This window comes from Nostoc sp. JL31, from assembly GCF_017114965.1.
Lineage (GTDB): Bacteria > Cyanobacteriota > Cyanobacteriia > Cyanobacteriales > Nostocaceae > Nostoc > Nostoc punctiforme_A.
This window is the reverse complement of the sequence record NZ_JABXKO010000099.1, coordinates 1-18,208: the sequence shown is the minus strand read 5'-3', so window position 1 is coordinate 18,208 and position 18,208 is coordinate 1. Positions and strand designations below refer to the sequence as shown.

Genomic DNA, 18,208 nt, shown 5'->3' with positions numbered 1-18,208 from the left:
TTCTATTTTTTGTATCTTCTCAAGAAGACTTATTGACCAAAATTTGCATATAATAATTATTTCAGAAATTAGTTAATCAAAAGATTATTAATAATGAATTTACCTCTAATTAAAGTTTTAAAAAATGGGATATTAGTGGAACTAGATTATATGCATCCTCAAGAGGAGGAGGCTGTAAGAGCATTACTCAATCTTGTAATTGTTGAAGGTAAAACCTATCCCCAAAAGCAACCTCTCTCTCCGACAGAATTTTTAGCTTACTGGTTAAGCAAGGATGCCTTTGTTGTCAGGACATCTGTTGTAGATCCTACACACAAGCCAAAAGAAATATTAGGGGCGTTTTATTTAAAGCCAAACTTTCCCGGTCGGTGTAGCCATATTTGCAACGCTGGTTTTATTGTACAACCTGAGTTACGCGGTCAGGGTTTAGGACGGTTCATGGGAGAGGCTATGCTTTCGATCGCAGCAAACCTGGGCTACGAAGCAGTAATGTTTAATTTGGTCTTTGAGACTAATATACCTTCAATTACACTTTGGCAGTCGTTAGGATTTGAGATTATTGGGCGAATTCCGGGTGCGGCGAAGCTAGATAATGGGCAGGTGGTAGAGGCGCTAATCCTGTATCACACTTTGGGTTGAACAACTTGTCTATCTTTGTATGTACTAGAAGTCAGCTATAGGGCATAAATGTTAGGATTGCCACAGAAAGAGAATAGCGAAAGAGAAGGAAAAAAAACTGAATGGCAGAAGTTGATAAGTCAATATCCTTCGATGGAAGGGATATTCGACTGAAAGTAGGCCTACTAGCTCCCCAGGCAGGTGGGTCGGTTTTGATAGAATCAGGGGACACATCCGTTTTAGTGACGGCTACGCGATCGCAAGCCAGAGAAGGCATTGATTTTCTTCCCCTTACTGTAGATTATGAAGAAAGGCTATATGCCGCTGGTAGGATTCCCGGCGGGATCATGCGGCGGGAAGGTCGTCCACCAGAAAAAACAATTCTCACCAGCCGTCTAATAGACCGTCCCATGCGTCCTTTGTTCCCCTCATGGTTGCGGGATGACTTGCAAATTATTGCCTTAACGCTGTCGATGGACGAGTTAGTTCCACCCGATGTGTTAGCAGTTACAGGTGCTTCCATTGCTACCCTGATTGCCCAGATTCCTTTTAATGGGCCAATGGCAGCAGTGCGGGTTGGTTTAGTGGGAGATGATTTCATTATTAACCCCACCTATGCAGAAACCGAAGCGGGAGATTTGGATCTGATAGTAGCTGGTTCACCACATGGCGTAATCATGGTGGAAGCGGGAGCCAATCAGTTGCCAGAGCGAGATATTCTCGAGGCGATTGACTTTGGTTATGAAGCAGTGCGGGACTTAATCAAAGCGCAGCAAGATTTAATTGCCGAACTTGGTCTAGTAATAGTGCAAGAAGCACCACCAGCAGTAGACCAAACGCTAGAAAATTATATCCGCGATCGCGCCAACGGTCAGATAAAAAAAATCCTGTCTCAATTTAGTTTGACCAAACCCGAACGCGATGCCGCTTTAGATGTCGTCAAGGATGAAATTGCCGCGACGATTACTGAACTGTCAGAAGAAGACCCCATTCGAGTTGCCGCAACTGCAAATAAGAAGGCACTTGGTAACACTTTTAAAGATATTACCAAACACTTCATGCGGCGACAAATCATCGAAGATAACGTCCGTGTTGATGGTCGTAAACTCGATCAAGTGCGTCCGGTTTCTTGTTTAGTTGATGTTTTACCAAAGCGAGTCCACGGTAGCGGTTTATTTAACCGGGAACTAACTCAGGTATTATCTACTTGTACTCTGGGTACACCTGGGGATGCCCAAAACCTCAACGATGACATGCAGCTAGACCAGCACAAGCGTTATCTGCATCATTACAACTTCCCGCCGTTCTCAGTCGGAGAAACCAAGCCAATGCGGGCCCCAGGAAGGCGTGAAATTGGTCACGGGGCATTAGCAGAACGAGCGTTAATACCTGTGCTACCGTCCAAAGAACAATTTCCCTACGTGATTCGCATCGTATCGGAAGTACTGTCTTCCAACGGTTCCACCTCAATGGGTTCAGTCTGCGGTTCCACCCTCGCCCTGATGGATGCTGGTGTACCAATTCTCAAACCCGTCAGTGGCGCGGCAATGGGTCTGATTAAGGAAGGGGACGAAGTGCGAGTCCTGACCGACATCCAAGGCATTGAAGACTTTTTGGGCGACATGGACTTCAAAGTTGCCGGGACGGATACCGGGATTACCGCCTTGCAAATGGATATGAAAATCTCCGGTTTGTCGTTGGAGATTATAGCCCAAGCTGTCCACCAAGCGAAAGCAGCCCGGTTGCACATTCTGGAGAAAATGCTCGCTTGCATTGACACACCACGGACTGAAACCTCACCTTATGCCCCACGTCTGTTAACAATCAAGATTGATTCAGACATGATTGGTTTGGTCATCGGGCCTGGAGGCAAGACTATTAAGGGGATCACAGAGGAAACTGGTGCAAAAATTGACATCGAAGATGATGGCACAGTGACAATTTCCGCTGTGGATGAGAACAAGGCCAAGAGAGCCAGAAATATCATCCAAGGCATGACCCGCAAGTTGCACGAAGGGGATGTCTATGCAGGACGCATTACTCGGATTATACCGATAGGTGCATTTGTGGAATTCTTGCCAGGAAAAGAAGGCATGATTCACATTTCTCAACTAGCTGACTACCGCGTTGGCAAAGTTGAGGATGAAGTAGCGGTGGGCGATGAAGTGATTATCAAAGTGCGCGAAATTGATAACAAAGGTCGCATTAATCTCACCCGCTTGGGTATTCACCCAGATCAAGCAGCAGCAGCAAGAGAAGCAGCGGCGGTGAATCGGTAACTCGATTTGGGATTTTAGATTAGATTAAATCTAAAATCCGCGATGCCTATCGTGAAGGCATCGCCGTATGCTTCTCTAATTTGACAAATTATGAATTACAAATTATTTTAACGACTTTTCTGGCGTTGCTGAATCTAAGTATGAATCATGCGATCGCCTCAAGCTTGCGAGTGCTACGCGCCCGCAGCGCCACGGAACCGTACTTGAGATAATACATGACCGCAGAGGGAGCAGAGGAAGCAGAGGAAGTGATTTCTATCAGTAATTTCGTGAATTGGTATCAGGTACAGGAGAGTTTGGCTTTGCCGATTGAAAGCGGGGAGTGTTTGAACCAGTTGTCTTCTGTCCGGGATATCTGCGCGGTTGTGGATTTTATGGCAACTTTGCAGTAGTAGGAATTTCCCAACCCAGGCATAACAAGACATTCAGCGGTTTGGCTTAGGACAAGAAATTGCATCAGAAAAACGTTCAGCCTCGCTGTGGGTTACTAGTGATAGACCTGAAAAGCGTTGATATTTATTGTCCATTCCTTACGGATAGAAGGGGTGGTACTGGAATTGTACGACGCGGTAGCACTTTTGGGGGTACGTCGTCCAATGGCGATCGGATTTCGCAGCGACGAAATTCGGCGGGTGATAACAGTGGGATGAGAAGCAATTCAAAATTTATGTCTAATTCAGCAATTTTTCACCTATCTAATCTCAACGGCAGCAACGGCTTTGTAACAATTTGCCTCAAGCGAACCTTATTATGTATGCCCCTAGCAATGTCTTTGAAGCAAGAATTTCCTGAAAAGTCATAATATTTCACTGGATATGGAATCAGAAAAATGGTGCGTACAATTCTCAGTATTAAAGCGTAAACAACATAAATTCACTTGCTGGAATTCCGCAATTGCCACAAAGACAATAGCAAAAACGCAGGGTAGCCTTTAACTAGAAAAACAGTATTAGGTAATTCCTAGACCAACTTTTATATTATTTTTCTTGTTCTTATGACTCCAAAACACACCAAAATTAAATTTCCTCTTTGGCAGTATCTGAACCAGCCCTTATTTAGTCGGGATACTAAATTAGTATTGAATCCCCAACGTTTTGTATTGATCTGGCGTCTGCAACTTTTAGAACGTTGCTGGACTAAAGCATGTGACGCCAAAGGGCCTCAACAGCATTAGATATTTGAACTGCTGCTGAACTCAACTAAAAGCTGGCAAACTAAGCCTCATCTACAGAACGAGGCTTTTTGCCATCAAGTAAAGCGCTAACAGTCATATCTCCCATAACATTAATCGCGGTACGGCAGCGATCCAAAAACCAGTCTACAGTAACTAGCAAAGCGATGTACTGGGTAGGTAAGCCGACAGAAGTGAACACTAGTGTCATCGTTACCAGTCCAGCATTGGGAATATTGGCCGCACCTACCGATGCAAAAATTGAGGTAAGGATGACAATTAACTGCTGTGTCAGACTTAGATGTTGCCCAATTAGTTGGGAAATATACAACGCAGACATTGCTTCATAGAGGGCAGTACCATCATTATTAAAATTTGCCCCGACTAATGCCCCCAAGGCAGCAGAGGATTCCCTTAAACCGACTTTTGTTTGCAAAACCTCAAAGGTTATGGGCATTGCTGCCGCAGAGGAAGAAGTTGAGAAAGCTGTCAAAAAGGCATCAGAACCACCAGCGAGAAATTTTAGCGGGTGTACCCAAGAACCAAATTTTACTCTGGTAAGGTAGTAGCACGCCTGCAATACCAGTGCTAACAATACGGCGACGATGAATGCACCCAAAGATTTAAATGGGGCAAAGCCCTGCATCGCAATAGTTTTGGCTACAATCCCAAAGACTGCGAACGGCACTAAAGCAATTACCCAGTTGAGGATGCGGACTACCGCTTCAAATAAAATTCCGATGACATCCTCTATCGGCTGGAATCCATTCTTCCCTTGGGCGATTTGTTCAGATTTTAATCCCCGCAGGACGATGCCAAAACTCAGGGCAATCACAATCAGTTGAATGACATTATTATCAACCAATGGCTTGAGGACAGCTTCTGGTACAGCATCTTTGAGTATTCCCCAAGGATCAAGACTCTGAGGAGCTATTTCTGTACTTGTTGAGGTGTTTACATTACCCCAAGTTCCCGGACGCAGTACATTCGCTACGAACAGTCCTACCAAAATAGCTACGGTAGTGTTAGTTAAAAGTAACACTGCCAACCGCCGTCCGGCTGTACCAGGGATATTGGTAGTCATCAAAGTATGCAGCACCGCTGCTAGAATCAGGGGTGTAGCCAAGGCGCGGAGAGCCTTTAGTACCAATTCAGCCGGAATTGCTAAATTGTTGATTAAAGCGGCGTTGCTGGGATTGGGATTCCCTGCACCAAGGGCAATTCCGACACTGACTGCCGCTACTAAGGCGATGAGGATTTGCAACGTGAGAGGGATACGCTGCCACCAAGGGCTAGCTTTGGTTTCAGGCGAAGTAGTTCTCTCTGTTTGACTCATTGGCTAGATACTGGTTAACTGCTGTAACTATTAAAACAACACTAATGATATTGATAATTCCCGAAAAAGAACAGCTTTAATTTTGGTTAAAAACTGTTAATCTAAGATTCCGTTGCTTTGCAAAATCTAGCTCGAAAGGGTATACCACAAGGTAGTCCCCTAGAGATATCTTGGCTTGTGGTTGGAGATGCTTATGCCCTTTGTGCCTTTACATATTCACAGTGACTACAGTCTACTTGATGGGGCAAGTCAGCTTCCAGAGTTGGTGGATCGTGCGATCGCACTGGGAATGAAAGCGATCGCCCTTACCGATCACGGTGTCATGTATGGAGCTGTTGAACTGATCAAAATCTGCCGTAGTCAAAATATTAAGCCGATTATCGGCAATGAAATGTATATTATTAACGGCGATATTGAGAAACAAGAACGCCGCCCCAAATATCATCAAGTAGTTTTAGCTAAAAATACCAAAGGTTACAAAAATTTAGTCAAATTAACCACAATTTCTCACCTCAAAGGTGTTCAAGGGAAAGGAATTTTTTCTCGTCCTTGTATTAATAAAGATTTATTAAAACAATATCATGAAGGCTTGATTGTCACCAGCGCTTGTTTGGGTGGAGAAGTTCCCCAAGCGATTCTTAGTAATAGACCAGATGCAGCCCGGAAAGTTGCTCAGTGGTATAAAGATGTATTTGGTGATGATTATTATCTAGAAATTCAAGACCACGGTTCCCAAGAAGACCGGATTGTGAATGTTGAAATAGTCAAAATTGCTAGGGAGCTAGGCATTAAAATTATTGCAACTAATGATTCACATTTTATTTCTTGTTTTGACGTTGAAGCCCACGATGCTTTGCTATGTATTCAAACTGGCAAGTTAATTATTGAAGATAAGCGGATGCGTTATAGCGGCACAGAGTATCTCAAATCTGGTGAGGAGATGCAGCAGCTATTTCGTGACCATTTGCCGGATGATGTGATTGTAGAAGCGATCGCTACTACTGAAGAAGTCGCCGATAAAGTCGAGCCTTACCATATTATGGGTGAGCCTCAGATTCCTACACCCCCGATTCCCTCTGGTCATACTGCTGACACTTACGCCGAAGATGTTGCATGGAGTGGACTTTTAGAACGCTTAAATCGCAAATCTCGTCAGGAAGTCGATTCCGTCTATAAAGAAAGATTGGAATACGAACTGAAAATGATTCAGCAGATGGGTTTTTCCAAATACTTTTTAGTTGTCTGGGACTACATTAAATTTGCTAGAGATAACAATATTCCTGTGGGCCCGGGTCGGGGTTCGGCGGCTGGTTCATTAGTTGCTTATGCAATGCGAATTACCAATATTGACCCTGTGCATCATGGGTTACTATTCGAGCGTTTCTTGAACCCAGAACGTAAATCAATGCCTGATATTGATACGGATTTCTGTATTGAACAACGGGATAAAGTTATTGAATATGTAACTGAGAAATATGGTGCAGATAGAGTTGCCCAAATTATTACTTTTAACCGTCTAACTTCTAAAGCGGTTTTGAAAGATGTCGCCAGAGTATTAAATATTCCCTATGGGGAAGCTGACAAAATGGCGAAAATGATTCCTGTGGTGCGGGGGAAACCAACGAAACTCAAGGTAATGGTTTCTGATAAAACTCCAGAACCAGAGTTTAAAGAGAAATATGATAAAGAACCCCATGTTCGCCATTGGCTTGATATGGCGATGCGAATTGAAGGAACTAACAAAACTTTTGGTGTTCATGCCGCAGGTGTAGTAATTTCTGCCGATCCACTTGATGAAATTGTCCCACTACAGAAGAATAATGATGGTTCTGTAATTACCCAATATTTCATGGAAGACCTGGAATCAATGGGTTTGTTGAAAATGGATTTTCTGGGTTTACGGAACTTGACGCTGATTCAAAAAACTGTAGATTTGATTCAGGAAACGAGAGGATATCGGGTCGATCCTGATGAAATTCCCCGCCAGGAAAGAAAAGCCCAGAGGATATTAGCTAAAGGTGAACATAGCAGTCTACCAAAAGATGTCCAAAAAACTTATGAGTTATTAGAAGCAGGTGAGTTAGAAGGGATATTTCAATTAGAATCTTCTGGGATGCGTCAGATCGTGCGAGATTTGAAGCCTTCTAATATAGAAGATATTTCTTCAATTTTGGCACTTTATCGACCGGGCCCATTAGATGCGGGACTGATACCTAAATTTATTAACCGCAAACATGGTCGAGAAAAGATTGATTATCAACACCAAATTCTAGAACCAATATTAGACGAAACTTATGGAATTATGGTCTATCAAGAGCAAATCATGAAAATTGCTCAAGATATGGCCGGATATTCTTTAGGACAAGCTGACTTGCTGCGTCGGGCGATGGGTAAAAAGAAAGTTTCTGAGATGCAAAAGCAGCGAGAAAAATTTGTGGATGGCGCAGCTAAAAATGGCGTTCAGAAAAAAGTTGCGGATGAACTATTTGAGCAAATGTTGAAGTTTGCTGAATATTGTTTAAGCTATGACACAGAAATATTGACGGTAGAATATGGATTAATGCCGATTGGAGAAATTGTCGAAAAAAGCATTGAATGCAGTGTGTACAGTGTTGATAATAATGGAAATATTTACACGCAACCTGTGGCACAGTGGCACGATCTCGGACAACAAGAGGTGTTTGAGTATTGCTTGGAAGATGGTTCAATAATTCGGGCAACAAAAGACCATAAGTTTATGACTACTGATGGTCAAATGTTACCAATTGATGAAATATTTGAACGCGAATTAGATTTAATGCGGGTAGAGGGTTTACCGAATTGAGAGGAGGGGTATTCGTTTTAACTCTTGTGGGGTGGAAACCGCGTAAAATTAAAGAAGATGCGCCAATAATACCAGGGTTTGATGGGTTTTAGTCGGGGGCGTCCCGCTAACCAAATTCATTGGTTTACCAACCAGACCGCCAGGGAATAGAATTCCCTGTCTAATGGTGCAAGTCCTCTAGAAGAGGACTAGAAAAAACTTGGTTTAATTGTTGGCTAGTTTCACATAGTCGTCTTCAGACGACTTGAGCTTTCAGGCAGGGAATTTCATTCCCTGCCTGGCTGACGGACACTGCTAATATGATAATTTTTTTCAGCAATATGGGAAACATAAATATATGTAAGTAAATACAAAATTTAAAAATATTATGTCTCTGTGGCGACTTTATTATCATATTGTTTGGGCAACAAAAGAACGCCAACCTCTAATTACCTCCAATAAAGAAACTGAGCTTTATAATTACATCATTCATAAATCCAATAGTTTAAATTGTATACTCCATGCTATTGGAGGTATTGAAGACCACATACATTTAGTAGTATCTATCCCGCCAACAATCGCCATTGCAGAGTTTGTGAAAAAAATTAAAGGAAGTAGTTCTCACCATTTCAACCACAATCTTTGCCCTACATCAGAAAAATTTGCTTGGCAAGAAGGATATGGTATATTCTCTTTGGGCAGTAAGCAACTTGAGCAAGCTGTGATATATGTTCAAAATCAAAAAATACATCATCTTGAAGACACAGTAAATTCCCATTTAGAAAAAGCAGGCGCATAACCAAGAAAAAGAAACTGCTAATATCTACGGGCAACTCAAAGCTGATTAATTTAATCAATTTGCACCCAGAGAAAAAAGCAAGCGGAGAAAAACTAAAATAACTGATTTAGGTTTTGGTGAAGTAGAGAGCGTCATTTGGAATTTTGAATTGTTAATTGCGGTTTTCCCCAAAGTATAGTTTCTTGCTTGTAAATCGCAATTCCTGGTTTTGCTCCTTTGGGTTTGTAGACGTGTTTTGGCTGAGTGTAAACTACTGGCACTTGCTCGCTTTGACGGGCGCGACTGTAGTATGCGGCAAGATTAGCTACAAATTGCAAATCAGCTTCTTCTGCCACAGCACCCGGTTCTAGACGTAATAGCACATGGCTTCCTGGAATTTCTTGAGCGTGGAACCAGAGGTCATAATCCCCTGCTACACGAAAGGTCAATTGGTCATTCTGGCGATTGTTACGACCGATTAATACTTCAAAGCCATTGGGAGTAAGGTAACGATGAAAGTTGGTGCTGGGGGGTTCATTGGCACTGCGGCTGCGGTATTCTGGATCTTCTAGATACTTTTGTCCAATCAACTCTTCGCGTATTTCTTCTAAAGCTCGCAAATCTTCTGCTGTTTGGTAGCTGTCTATCTGAGCGATCGCAGCTTCTACTTGTTCTAAATACTCAATTTCTGTCTGCACTTCCAATAGTAACGGTTCCACGGCAGCACGAGCGCGTTTCAGCTTTTGGTGCTGTTTGTAAAGACTTTGGGCATTTTGGACGGCATTTTTATCTGGCTGGAGAGCGATCGCAACTGGCAAATTTGTCTCAAAATCAGCAAGGATAATTTCTTTCATCCCCGGTTCCCAGTTTTGCAGGTGAGCCATCAATAAATCAGCTTTTTGCCGATAATCATCCGCTCGATCTGATTGTTGTAAGCGCGTCTGAAAGGTTTGAGCTTTATTGCGTAATTTCGTCAGAATATTATTTAATTTCTGACTCAACTGATGGCGCAATTGGGAAAATAACTGTTGGTCAATTTGGTTACTGTAGTAGCGGTTGAGCAACTCCTGGATATTTTTGACCTTTTCAACTACACCCCAACCCATTACGGTGTAACCATCTTTTGTCCAAGCGGGTTGAAATTCTTTGGAATCTAGGGCTTGCAGCCATTGTTGCCAACGCTCAAACAGCCGTCGCCAGTCGTCGGGGTTGAGAGTATCGGTGGATGTTTCTGGTGCGATATTTGCTTCTAGCAGCATTAACTCCAGTAATGCAGCACTCAAGCCACTATAACTCTTGAGCAATTGCCGCTTGATTGCTCCTGGTACTAAACTTACCCGTTCTTGCCAACGTTCTTGAGATTCGCTCAAACTGGGGACAGTTCCAGTCAGTTTCGGTGGTGTTTCATAAGGCTGTCCGGTTTGGATGGGACGGACACTCGATTGTTGCTGACTGACTTGATGGGCGGCGGTGATAATTATATTGTTAGCGTCGGTGAGAATAACGTTGCTATACTTGCCCATGATTTCTGCATAGACATGATACAGGGCGCTTTCTCCAGGACGACGGGCAAATTGCAAATCAATCACACGCTCCCAAGGAGCGATCGCTTCAATCGCCACCAGTGCTAAACCACCCAATTGGTGTATTAATTGTTGGCTAAAGGTAAAGGTATCTGGCGATCGCGGTGGCGGATCGCCAATACAAATATGTGCAGCCTGGGGATGCCAAGAAATCTGTAGCCAATCTCGCTGTTCTAGGGTGCGTAATGCCATAGCAATCGTGTAGCGATCGCGCTGGTAAACCTGTTCTAAGCGTGATGGTAGCCAGTTAGCGCGGATTTCGCTACAAGCAGCTGTGAGAGTGGTAAAGTCAACTGGTTGCAAAGCGATTAGTTGTTAACATTCAAATGGTAGCGATCGCTATGATTTTATCTTCGTTTAGTCAAAGCATAGCAGACCTCAACTATCATAGCGGTTACTTGGTTTAGTGATAGCTAACGCAAAAATCTATTATTCAGATAGACTCTCAGCACAGTTTTGTAAGTTAAAGCAATATAAATAGGCTAAATAATTTCCGCTAATTAAACTAATAACGGAAATCACTCAGCCTAGAGAAATATTTAGAATAAATGATTGAGTAATGGTGAGTGACGACTAGGAAAATAAAATTATTGCTTACTTCCGAGTTACCCATTCACCATTATCTGTTATGCAAAAGAATTATTTAGCAACCAAAACTGGCTGTTTTGCTGTTGATTGCACTAATTCGACTGTTGACTCCACTAGTTCTTTTGCTGTTGACTGCACTAGTTCGGCTGTTGACTGCACTAGTTCTTTTGCTGTTGACGCTACTGGTTGTGGCTGCGACAGTTGGGCGTAAAGTTCACTCAGTTGATGTGCTACACCATCCCAGCTAAACTTAGTTTCGACGCGCTTTCTACCGGCTTTACCCAATTCATCTCGCCATTCGGGATTTAAGAGAATTCGGTCAATAGCAGATGCAAAAGCATCTACATCTTGCGGTGGAGCCAATAAACCAGTTTTTTCATTAACTACAGTAAACTGAAGTCCGCCGACATCACTAGCTACAACTGGTGTGCTACTTGCCATCGCTTCGATCGCCACTAGTCCAAAGGGTTCGTAGTGACTGGGAACAACGCAAACATCGGCGGCTGCGTAATAGGTCGGTAAAATATCTTGACTTAGACGACCAGCAAAGATGGTAAAGTCACTCATCCCAAATTCGTTGACGATTTGCCCAATGCGATCGCGCTCAATGCCGTCACTGTTACCTGGGGTACTACCACCACCAATAATTAGCTGGAGATTGTTGGAATCGCGTAACCCAGACTGGTTTACTGCCCGCACCAAGGTTTCTATACCTTTGCGTTGGTCAAAACGCCCTACATACAATACGACTTTGGCTTCTTTGTCAATTCCCAATTCCGCCCTGGCTGCTTCTCGTCCAATCGAACCAAAGCGCTTAATATCTGTACCGCAGGGAATGATGTCGATATTTCCTTTTGTGGAAACTAGCGATCGCATGTGTTCCTGTTCTTGCGGACTGGTCGCTACAATTCGCTCTGCCTTTTCCAACACCTGTTTTTCCACTGCTAATCGCTGACTAGCAATCAGAGGAATATCTTCTATAGTGTTATACTTCACCGCTCCTAATGAGTGGTAGGTATGAACCTGTTTACTCTTTTGGATTTTATTTAACTCCATCCCCACCCAACTAGAGAGCCAATAGTTAGTGTGAACTAACTCGTATGTAAAATCATTTTTTACTTGAAATTTGAGGAAATTATCCACAAATTCTGGCAGATATTCAAAAATTTCATCTCGCGGCACAAACTCAAGGGGGCCAGCTTTTAAACGAATAGTTCGACAATTCTTGCTATGTTCAACTATCGAGTCTTGCTCCAGACTCACTTTGCGGGTAAACATATCAACTTGCCATCCCATCTGCGCTAGTGCTTCACCCACATTGCGCACATAAACATTTTGTCCCCCTGCTTCTTCTTTCCCTATTTCAATCGCTGGGTCTCCGTGGACGGAAATCAAGGCGATACGTTTTTCGGTGTTAGAGTTCATAGTTTGTGTGTTGCTGATTTTCACAAAGTTTTAGTCTGTTCCAAGCACGTGTATAGCACACTTGCCTGAATTGTTTAGGAACTTTGATTAATATTGATTTTAATTTACTATACCTAATTTTTTTTTACATCCTCTGTCAGAAGTATACTTTTAGATTCAATACAAATCTTTTTAGTTTCTTTAGATATAGGAAATGGTTATATCCGTATCTCATCCTTGTGATAGATAAAAATGAAATTTTTTCATTCATCTCTAGCTCTAATTTCCTAGATATGGCAATTTTAATTTGCTCTCTACCTAGAGACTCAGATCCCTGACTTCTGCGAGGATATATCTGGTGAATAGGGGGTTTGACCCCCTAACACCTCTCAAAGCAGGAAGTCAGGATTCAGGATTCAGAATCAAGACGCGACTCGAAAATACTCAAAATACTCGCTAACGCTACGCTATCCGCTCTTTTGTTCAAAATACCCAACTGTTAGCGGATAGCTAAGGTTTAGCCCATTCTGGCGACTGACGCCTTTATTCTGTTTTGATAAAAATATATTTATTTAGCTTATATTCACTAAAAGAAATCTAAATTCTGTTTTTACGCAATTCTACTGAATTTGCTTCAAACTAATAAATATAGTCACTACCAATTTTCAAACGGAGAAGATTAATACATGAGTTTGATAGATGGTATATTTCTGACGATATTAAATACTGTTGCCTGTCTAGCACTGCCTAAGCTGCTATCTGTAATTATGCCTGTCAAAAATCAAAACACTGAGTCTTCAAAGTCTGCTATGACATCACAAGATTCTAACTCTGAAATTCCCAGTTTTTCTTAATGTAAACTGATGATCTATAGATATCGCCTTGATGAGGAGAAAACTTAGTTATTGGTGCAAGGCGATATCTGAACAATAAATTATACACATTTTGTTTTGGGAAAAGAATGAGAGTTAATCCGCTACTTGAAATTTTTTTTTCCATTCAACCTAAAATTTATACAGGAAAAAACTGGTCTACAGTACAGCTAAAACCAGGCAATAGCGGAGAAATGAGATTATCACTACTAAATAAAGTTGCTACCAAGTTAAGTTGACTTTGTTCGCGCCGATAGACCTCTAGTTTACGCGATCGCCAATCAGCAATCCAATATTCTTTTACTCCTCTGGAAGAATAAAGTTTAAGTTTAGCTTCCTTATCTCGTCTTAGGTCTTCGTTGCTAGCAGACAAAACTTCGACTACTAAATCTGGTGCGCCAGTTAAATGTCCCGCTTCATCCAATGTTAGCGCCAAGGTTTCTTTAGTAGCCCAAACTACATCAGGAATCACATTATCTGATTCTGAAAACAAAACGCCGGGGTTGATTACAGCTTCTCCTAAACCAGTAGACTCTGACCAAATGTTAAGCTGTTGGAAAATTTTGCCACAAGTTTGCTGATGTTTAAAGTGAGGTGCCCTGGTCATAAATAATTCTCCATCAACTATCTCGTAGCGCGTCCCCTCATTTTCTGGTAATAATTCCACATCCTGAGTTGTCCAGCGTACTCCTGTATTAAGCATCTGACTCATCGGCTAACTCCTTTAATCTTGCTCTTGTATTTTAATCATAAAAGGATGTTTGAAAATTCACAGAGTATACTCAACAGGGCTATTTTTTTCTAGACATAAACCGCCCAGAAAGGCTTAGACATCCATATATTTGAGATTAGAAAAAAAACTTAGAGGTTAAATCATGCCTTGGGAAATAACTGCTGAGGAGTTGCTGGCTCGGTATGCTGATGGAGAGCGCGATTTTCGAGGGATTGAGTTGATCCAATCTGAGGGTGTTCCCCTTGACAGTTCGATTGACCTCGAAGGGGCTATTTTGAGAGATATCAACTTGCGCGGAGCCTATTTGAGACAAGCCGATCTGTGTCGAGCTGATTTGACTGGAGCCGATTTGTTTGGTGTTTCCTTGGAAGGCGCTTGGTTGAAAGGTGCTATTGTCAGGGATGCTAATTTATATTCCGCCAACTTGTCTTGGTGTGACTTGACTGAAGCCGATTTGAGGGGAACCGAGTTAAATCATATAAATGCTAGTCGTGCTACCTTCTGTGGAGCTAACATCGGTGGTTTTTCTTACGCCATTTTGGCTCATGCTAACTTTCGTTCGGCTGATGTCTCTGAGATCAATATTTGTAGATTCGGTAATTTAATTTGGGAAACCACTATGCCCGATGGCACTATTAAAGGCGGCCCATTTTTCGGAGAATTTTAGTTCATCTCTAATTGCAGCCATGAGGGGTGCATTCGGAACAAGGTAAGAGGATATTCGTCAAGTCTCAATTCATACTAGCCCTGGCGATTAGAAATCGCGGCTATACAGACAAAACCCACCTCCGTGGGTTTGAAGCCCTTGATTTTATCTTAGTCCACGCAGGTGGACTTTGCTTGTGTAGCCGCGAATTCTATTCGCCCTATACTTTTAAAACATCTTCTAAAATTTAATTTTCATTTGCGATTTTCCCGCCGCCACTTACTCCGTACTAAACGAATTTCATCAAAAGTGTAGCTTTCTCCTAGTTGTTCTTTGATGGGAGTGAGGGAAATGTCACCGAGTACTTCTAAAACTTGCCAAATTTTTTGTTGATGTTCTAAAGGTACTAATTGATTTAAATCAACTGGCTGATTTTTATCAATTAGTTTTTCTAGATGAGTGCTAACTGTTGCCGGACTAAGGTTACGCTTTTGGGCAATTTGAGCGATATTTAAACCTTGTTGATGCAATTGTAATGTTTGTAATTCGGTGTAAGAAGAAGATGATTTGGCAGAAGATACGGAAGTATCAGATTTATTTTGCAAACCTTTTTCTTGGCGGTAGGTGCGAATCTCTGTAATGAACTTTTCGCCATATTGAGCGAGTTTGTGACTACCTACACCAGAAAGTTTGGCAAAATCAGCTAAGTTTTGGGGTTGCACCTGTACCATCAATTTTAAAGTGGAATCGTGGAAGATGACGTAAGGTGGTACAGATTGCTCATCAGCCAATTCTTTACGTAGCGATCGCAACTTCTGCAATAATATTTCTGCAACTTCTGCTTTTTCACTCCCCTGTTCCCAGGTAATCTTTTGGACTGTGGTTACAGCTAGCGAAACTGTGCGTTGTTTTCGCATTACTTCCCAACTGTGGGCATTTAGTTTTAAAACTGAGTAACCATCGCTAGTTTGTTCTATTAACCCCTGATGTAAAAGCGATCGCCCCAACATTCGCCATTCATCTACAGTTCTATCTTTGCCAATACCATAAGTAGAAAGTTTATCGTGTTCGTACTGGAGAATTTTGTCTTTTTTTGCTCCTCGCAACACATCAATTATGTGTAGCATCCCAAATCTTTCTTTACAACGCGCCACACAAGATAAAAATTTCATGGCTTCAATTGTCCAATCTTGCATGGGTTTGGGATGACGACAATTGTCACAATTACCGCAATTCCCAGGAAACCTTTCGCCAAAATAACCCAGTTGAATCGTTCGCCGACAATCAGTGCCTTCCGCGTAATCGATCATCTGACGCAATTGTTGTTTAGCAATTAACTGTTCTTGAGGATCAGTTTTTTGATCGATACTCCATTCAATTGTTTTAACATCACCAAAGCTGAAAAATATTGTACATCGAGATGCTTCTCCATCTCTACCCGCTCTCCCCGATTCTTGATAATAACTTTCTATATTTCTGGGCATATCAAAGTGAACTACCAGCCGCACATCGGGTTTATTAATTCCCATGCCAAAGGCAACTGTTGCCACCATCACCCGGACATCATCTCGAATAAATCGTGTTTGATTACTACTACGTTCCTCATCAGTTAATCCGGCGTGATAAGGCAGAACACCAATCTTATCATTTTGGAGTTTAAAAGTTAGTTCATCAACTTTTTTGCGAGTTAAAGAATAAATAATTGTCGAACCTTCAGTTTCTCGAATTAGTTCTAATAATTCAGCGTAAGCATATTTAGTTTTAGGACGGACTTCGTAATAAAGATTTTCACGATTAAAACTGGCAAGATGGATGCTTGGTTGCTTCAGCCCTAATTGTTGAATAATATCACTACGGACACGATCGGTTGCTGTGGCGGTGAGGGCGACGGTAGGCACATCAGGATAGCGTTTTCGCAGAGATTTTAACTGGCGATATTCTGGACGAAAATCGTGTCCCCATTCCGAAACGCAGTGCGCTTCATCAATAGCAAAGCTAGAAATACCGATTTTTTCTTTAACTAAATCGAGAAAGGGGAGAAACCTTTCACTGAGGAGACGTTCTGGGGCGACGTAGAGTAATTTTACTTTACCGCTGAGGATGGCTTCTTCCCGCGATCGCACTTTGTAAGCGTTCAAACTGCTATTGAGAAATGTCGCGTTAATATTATTATTTCGCAGTGCCTCTACTTGGTCTTGCATCAAAGCAATTAACGGCGACACCACCACAGTTAGTCCATTTTTCAACAATGCTGGTAGCTGAAAACATAGAGATTTTCCCCCGCCAGTCGGCATCACAACCATTAAATCTCGGTTTTGTAGCGCATCTTCGATAATTTGCCGTTGTCCGGGGCGAAATTGGTCATAACCGAAGTGATATTTTAGCGCTTGTTCGAGATGGGGATACTGAAGCATAGCGATCGCTTTTTCGGGGGCTGTCTGCGTGAGTAGTGATTGAAGATATCAGGATTTTAACTTACATCATCAGCAGTGTTGGTCAGACCTGGGTTTCTGTTGGCGATCGCACGCTCATCAATCATCATACATGAGCGATGTCTACGACGGGCTACGCCTACGCTTGACTTTAGGGATTTCCAACTAAAAAATATTCCATCGTTGTGTATGCAGAGGAAGCAGAGGAAGCAGAGGAGAAAGAATCTGCCACTATGAAAATGGGATAATTTATTTTTTGGAAGTCCCTTAAAGACTGCCACTACAATATTAGCGATCGCACTTGTATTGAGCGTGCGATTCGTTACTTAGTGAATCTCGGTAATCAGTCCGTACATAACTAAGTCAGCCCGACAGCAGATTACTGTCACAAAAAGGCTGAACTCTCGGTCAGATGTAGGTGAAAGCCCTACCATTCAGACTCAGAATTGACTCCTTATCTGCCCACACCGAACAAGCTCGGTTCTTGTAGAGTGAAGCTGGGAACAGGGCGCAATCAGACGACCGTTGCGGGTTGACACTGGCGCTAATAGGGAGTTCCTATGATGAAACTAAAAAGACGGCTGGTATCGATGGTAAGAAATCCCTCTCATTTGAAGAACGCTTCAATTTAGAAGAATTACTCAAAGTCAATAGTGGAAATTGGAAACATCAAGGCTTACGGGAAATTCCCATCCCCAAAAAGGACGGAACAACCAGAATGCTTAAAATACCAACCATCGCGGATAGAGCTTGGCAGTGCCTAGCAAAATATGCACTCGAACCAGCACACGAAGCCACTTTCCACGCTAGGAGTTACGGGTTCAGAACTGGGCGCTCTGCCCATGATGCACAAAATTACATCTTTGATAACCTACGCTCACAAAGTAACGGAATAGATAAGAGAGTTATAGAACTCGATATCGAAAAATGCTTTGACAGGATTAATCACTCAGCGATAATGGACG

General features: G+C 42.3%; 17 protein-coding genes. 12 read left to right on the top strand and 5 right to left on the bottom strand.

What is annotated here, in order from left to right; all coding sequences use genetic code 11:
- The first annotated feature begins 93 nt into the window (after positions 1 to 93).
- The 7 genes from HWQ43_RS24580 to HWQ43_RS24555 all read left to right on the top strand — a co-directional run bounded on the left by HWQ43_RS24580 (position 94) and on the right by HWQ43_RS24555 (position 4,071).
- Positions 94 to 639 (top strand): N-acetyltransferase, encoded by a 546-nt coding sequence (locus tag HWQ43_RS24580; RefSeq protein ID WP_292738580.1) that lies wholly within the window; start codon positions 94 to 96, stop codon positions 637 to 639.
- A gap of 101 nt (positions 640 to 740) precedes the next feature.
- Positions 741 to 2,897 carry a polyribonucleotide nucleotidyltransferase gene (locus tag HWQ43_RS24575; RefSeq protein WP_292738579.1) on the top strand — a complete coding sequence of 719 codons (2,157 nt, stop codon included), beginning with the start codon at positions 741 to 743 and terminating at the stop codon, positions 2,895 to 2,897.
- 80 nt (positions 2,898 to 2,977) lie between these two features.
- Entirely contained in the window at positions 2,978 to 3,109 is a 132-nt protein-coding gene (locus tag HWQ43_RS24570) for a hypothetical protein (protein WP_292738578.1), read from the top strand.
- 3 nt (positions 3,110 to 3,112) lie between these two features.
- Entirely contained in the window at positions 3,113 to 3,289 is a 177-nt protein-coding gene (locus tag HWQ43_RS24565; RefSeq protein WP_292738577.1) for a hypothetical protein, read from the top strand.
- On the top strand, positions 3,253 to 3,339 hold the full coding sequence (locus tag HWQ43_RS33885) for a hypothetical protein (protein ID WP_366932901.1): 87 nt from the start codon (positions 3,253 to 3,255) through the stop codon (positions 3,337 to 3,339). Before HWQ43_RS24565 ends, HWQ43_RS33885 begins: the two co-directional genes overlap by 37 nt.
- Before the next feature lie 225 nt (positions 3,340 to 3,564).
- Complete coding sequence (locus HWQ43_RS24560; protein ID WP_292738576.1) at positions 3,565 to 3,699, top strand: hypothetical protein; 135 nt, start codon at positions 3,565 to 3,567, stop codon at positions 3,697 to 3,699.
- Positions 3,700 to 3,891: 192 nt separating this feature from the next.
- On the top strand, positions 3,892 to 4,071 hold the full coding sequence (locus HWQ43_RS24555; protein ID WP_228013468.1) for a hypothetical protein: 180 nt from the start codon (positions 3,892 to 3,894) through the stop codon (positions 4,069 to 4,071).
- Positions 4,072 to 4,111: 40 nt separating this feature from the next.
- Here HWQ43_RS24555 and HWQ43_RS24550 read toward each other — a convergent pair whose 3' ends face one another.
- Positions 4,112 to 5,404: a dicarboxylate/amino acid:cation symporter gene (locus HWQ43_RS24550; RefSeq protein ID WP_292738575.1), complete on the bottom strand. Its 1,293-nt coding sequence runs from the start codon at positions 5,402 to 5,404 to the stop codon at positions 4,112 to 4,114.
- A gap of 193 nt (positions 5,405 to 5,597) precedes the next feature.
- Here HWQ43_RS24550 and HWQ43_RS24545 point away from each other — a divergent pair, with 193 nt between their 5' ends.
- Positions 5,598 to 8,228: a DNA polymerase III subunit alpha gene (locus tag HWQ43_RS24545; RefSeq protein WP_292738574.1), complete on the top strand. Its 2,631-nt coding sequence runs from the start codon at positions 5,598 to 5,600 to the stop codon at positions 8,226 to 8,228.
- Between the two features lie 367 nt (positions 8,229 to 8,595).
- A complete protein-coding gene (gene tnpA, locus HWQ43_RS24540; protein ID WP_292738573.1) occupies positions 8,596 to 9,006 on the top strand; it encodes an IS200/IS605 family transposase in 411 nt (136 codons plus the stop codon).
- Positions 9,007 to 9,137: 131 nt separating this feature from the next.
- Here the strand turns inward: tnpA and HWQ43_RS24535 are convergent, their stop codons facing one another.
- Both HWQ43_RS24535 and HWQ43_RS24530 read right to left on the bottom strand, forming a co-directional pair.
- A complete protein-coding gene (locus HWQ43_RS24535) occupies positions 9,138 to 10,871 on the bottom strand; it encodes an NFACT family protein (RefSeq protein ID WP_292738572.1) in 1,734 nt (577 codons plus the stop codon).
- A gap of 336 nt (positions 10,872 to 11,207) precedes the next feature.
- Positions 11,208 to 12,581 carry a glycosyltransferase family 1 protein gene (locus HWQ43_RS24530; protein ID WP_292738571.1) on the bottom strand — a complete coding sequence of 458 codons (1,374 nt, stop codon included), beginning with the start codon at positions 12,579 to 12,581 and terminating at the stop codon, positions 11,208 to 11,210.
- Between the two features lie 665 nt (positions 12,582 to 13,246).
- On the opposite strand from HWQ43_RS24530, the gene HWQ43_RS24525 reads away from it, so the two are divergent.
- The gene (locus tag HWQ43_RS24525; RefSeq protein WP_190240942.1) at positions 13,247 to 13,414 is read left to right on the top strand and encodes a hypothetical protein; all 168 of its coding nucleotides are present in this window, start codon (positions 13,247 to 13,249) and stop codon (positions 13,412 to 13,414) included.
- Positions 13,415 to 13,571: 157 nt separating this feature from the next.
- Here the strand turns inward: HWQ43_RS24525 and HWQ43_RS24520 are convergent, their stop codons facing one another.
- Positions 13,572 to 14,144 carry a Uma2 family endonuclease gene (locus HWQ43_RS24520; RefSeq protein ID WP_292738570.1) on the bottom strand — a complete coding sequence of 191 codons (573 nt, stop codon included), beginning with the start codon at positions 14,142 to 14,144 and terminating at the stop codon, positions 13,572 to 13,574.
- Positions 14,145 to 14,307: 163 nt separating this feature from the next.
- On the opposite strand from HWQ43_RS24520, the gene HWQ43_RS24515 reads away from it, so the two are divergent.
- Positions 14,308 to 14,832: a pentapeptide repeat-containing protein gene (locus HWQ43_RS24515; protein WP_292738569.1), complete on the top strand. Its 525-nt coding sequence runs from the start codon at positions 14,308 to 14,310 to the stop codon at positions 14,830 to 14,832.
- A gap of 233 nt (positions 14,833 to 15,065) precedes the next feature.
- Here the strand turns inward: HWQ43_RS24515 and recQ are convergent, their stop codons facing one another.
- Positions 15,066 to 17,225 (bottom strand): DNA helicase RecQ, encoded by a 2,160-nt coding sequence (recQ, locus tag HWQ43_RS24510; RefSeq protein WP_292738568.1) that lies wholly within the window; start codon positions 17,223 to 17,225, stop codon positions 15,066 to 15,068.
- A 550-nt stretch (positions 17,226 to 17,775) separates the two neighbouring features.
- Between recQ and HWQ43_RS24505 the strand changes: the two genes are divergently transcribed.
- Positions 17,776 to 18,208 (top strand): reverse transcriptase domain-containing protein (locus HWQ43_RS24505; protein WP_292738567.1); only part of this gene is annotated, 433 nt, incomplete at its 3' end.

Coding starts and splice junctions, on each gene's coding strand:
- HWQ43_RS24580 (WP_292738580.1), top strand. CDS start 94: ATGAATTTACCTCTAATTAAAGTTTTAAAAAATGGGATATTAGTGGAA.
- HWQ43_RS24575 (WP_292738579.1), top strand. CDS start 741: ATGGCAGAAGTTGATAAGTCAATATCCTTCGATGGAAGGGATATTCGA.
- HWQ43_RS24565 (WP_292738577.1), top strand. CDS start 3,113: ATGACCGCAGAGGGAGCAGAGGAAGCAGAGGAAGTGATTTCTATCAGT.
- HWQ43_RS24560 (WP_292738576.1), top strand. CDS start 3,565: ATGTCTAATTCAGCAATTTTTCACCTATCTAATCTCAACGGCAGCAAC.
- HWQ43_RS24555 (WP_228013468.1), top strand. CDS start 3,892: ATGACTCCAAAACACACCAAAATTAAATTTCCTCTTTGGCAGTATCTG.
- HWQ43_RS24550 (WP_292738575.1), bottom strand. CDS start 5,404: ATGAGTCAAACAGAGAGAACTACTTCGCCTGAAACCAAAGCTAGCCCT.
- HWQ43_RS24545 (WP_292738574.1), top strand. CDS start 5,598: ATGCCCTTTGTGCCTTTACATATTCACAGTGACTACAGTCTACTTGAT.
- tnpA (WP_292738573.1), top strand. CDS start 8,596: ATGTCTCTGTGGCGACTTTATTATCATATTGTTTGGGCAACAAAAGAA.
- HWQ43_RS24530 (WP_292738571.1), bottom strand. CDS start 12,581: ATGAACTCTAACACCGAAAAACGTATCGCCTTGATTTCCGTCCACGGA.
- HWQ43_RS24525 (WP_190240942.1), top strand. CDS start 13,247: ATGAGTTTGATAGATGGTATATTTCTGACGATATTAAATACTGTTGCC.
- HWQ43_RS24520 (WP_292738570.1), bottom strand. CDS start 14,144: ATGAGTCAGATGCTTAATACAGGAGTACGCTGGACAACTCAGGATGTG.
- HWQ43_RS24515 (WP_292738569.1), top strand. CDS start 14,308: ATGCCTTGGGAAATAACTGCTGAGGAGTTGCTGGCTCGGTATGCTGAT.
- recQ (WP_292738568.1), bottom strand. CDS start 17,225: ATGCTTCAGTATCCCCATCTCGAACAAGCGCTAAAATATCACTTCGGT.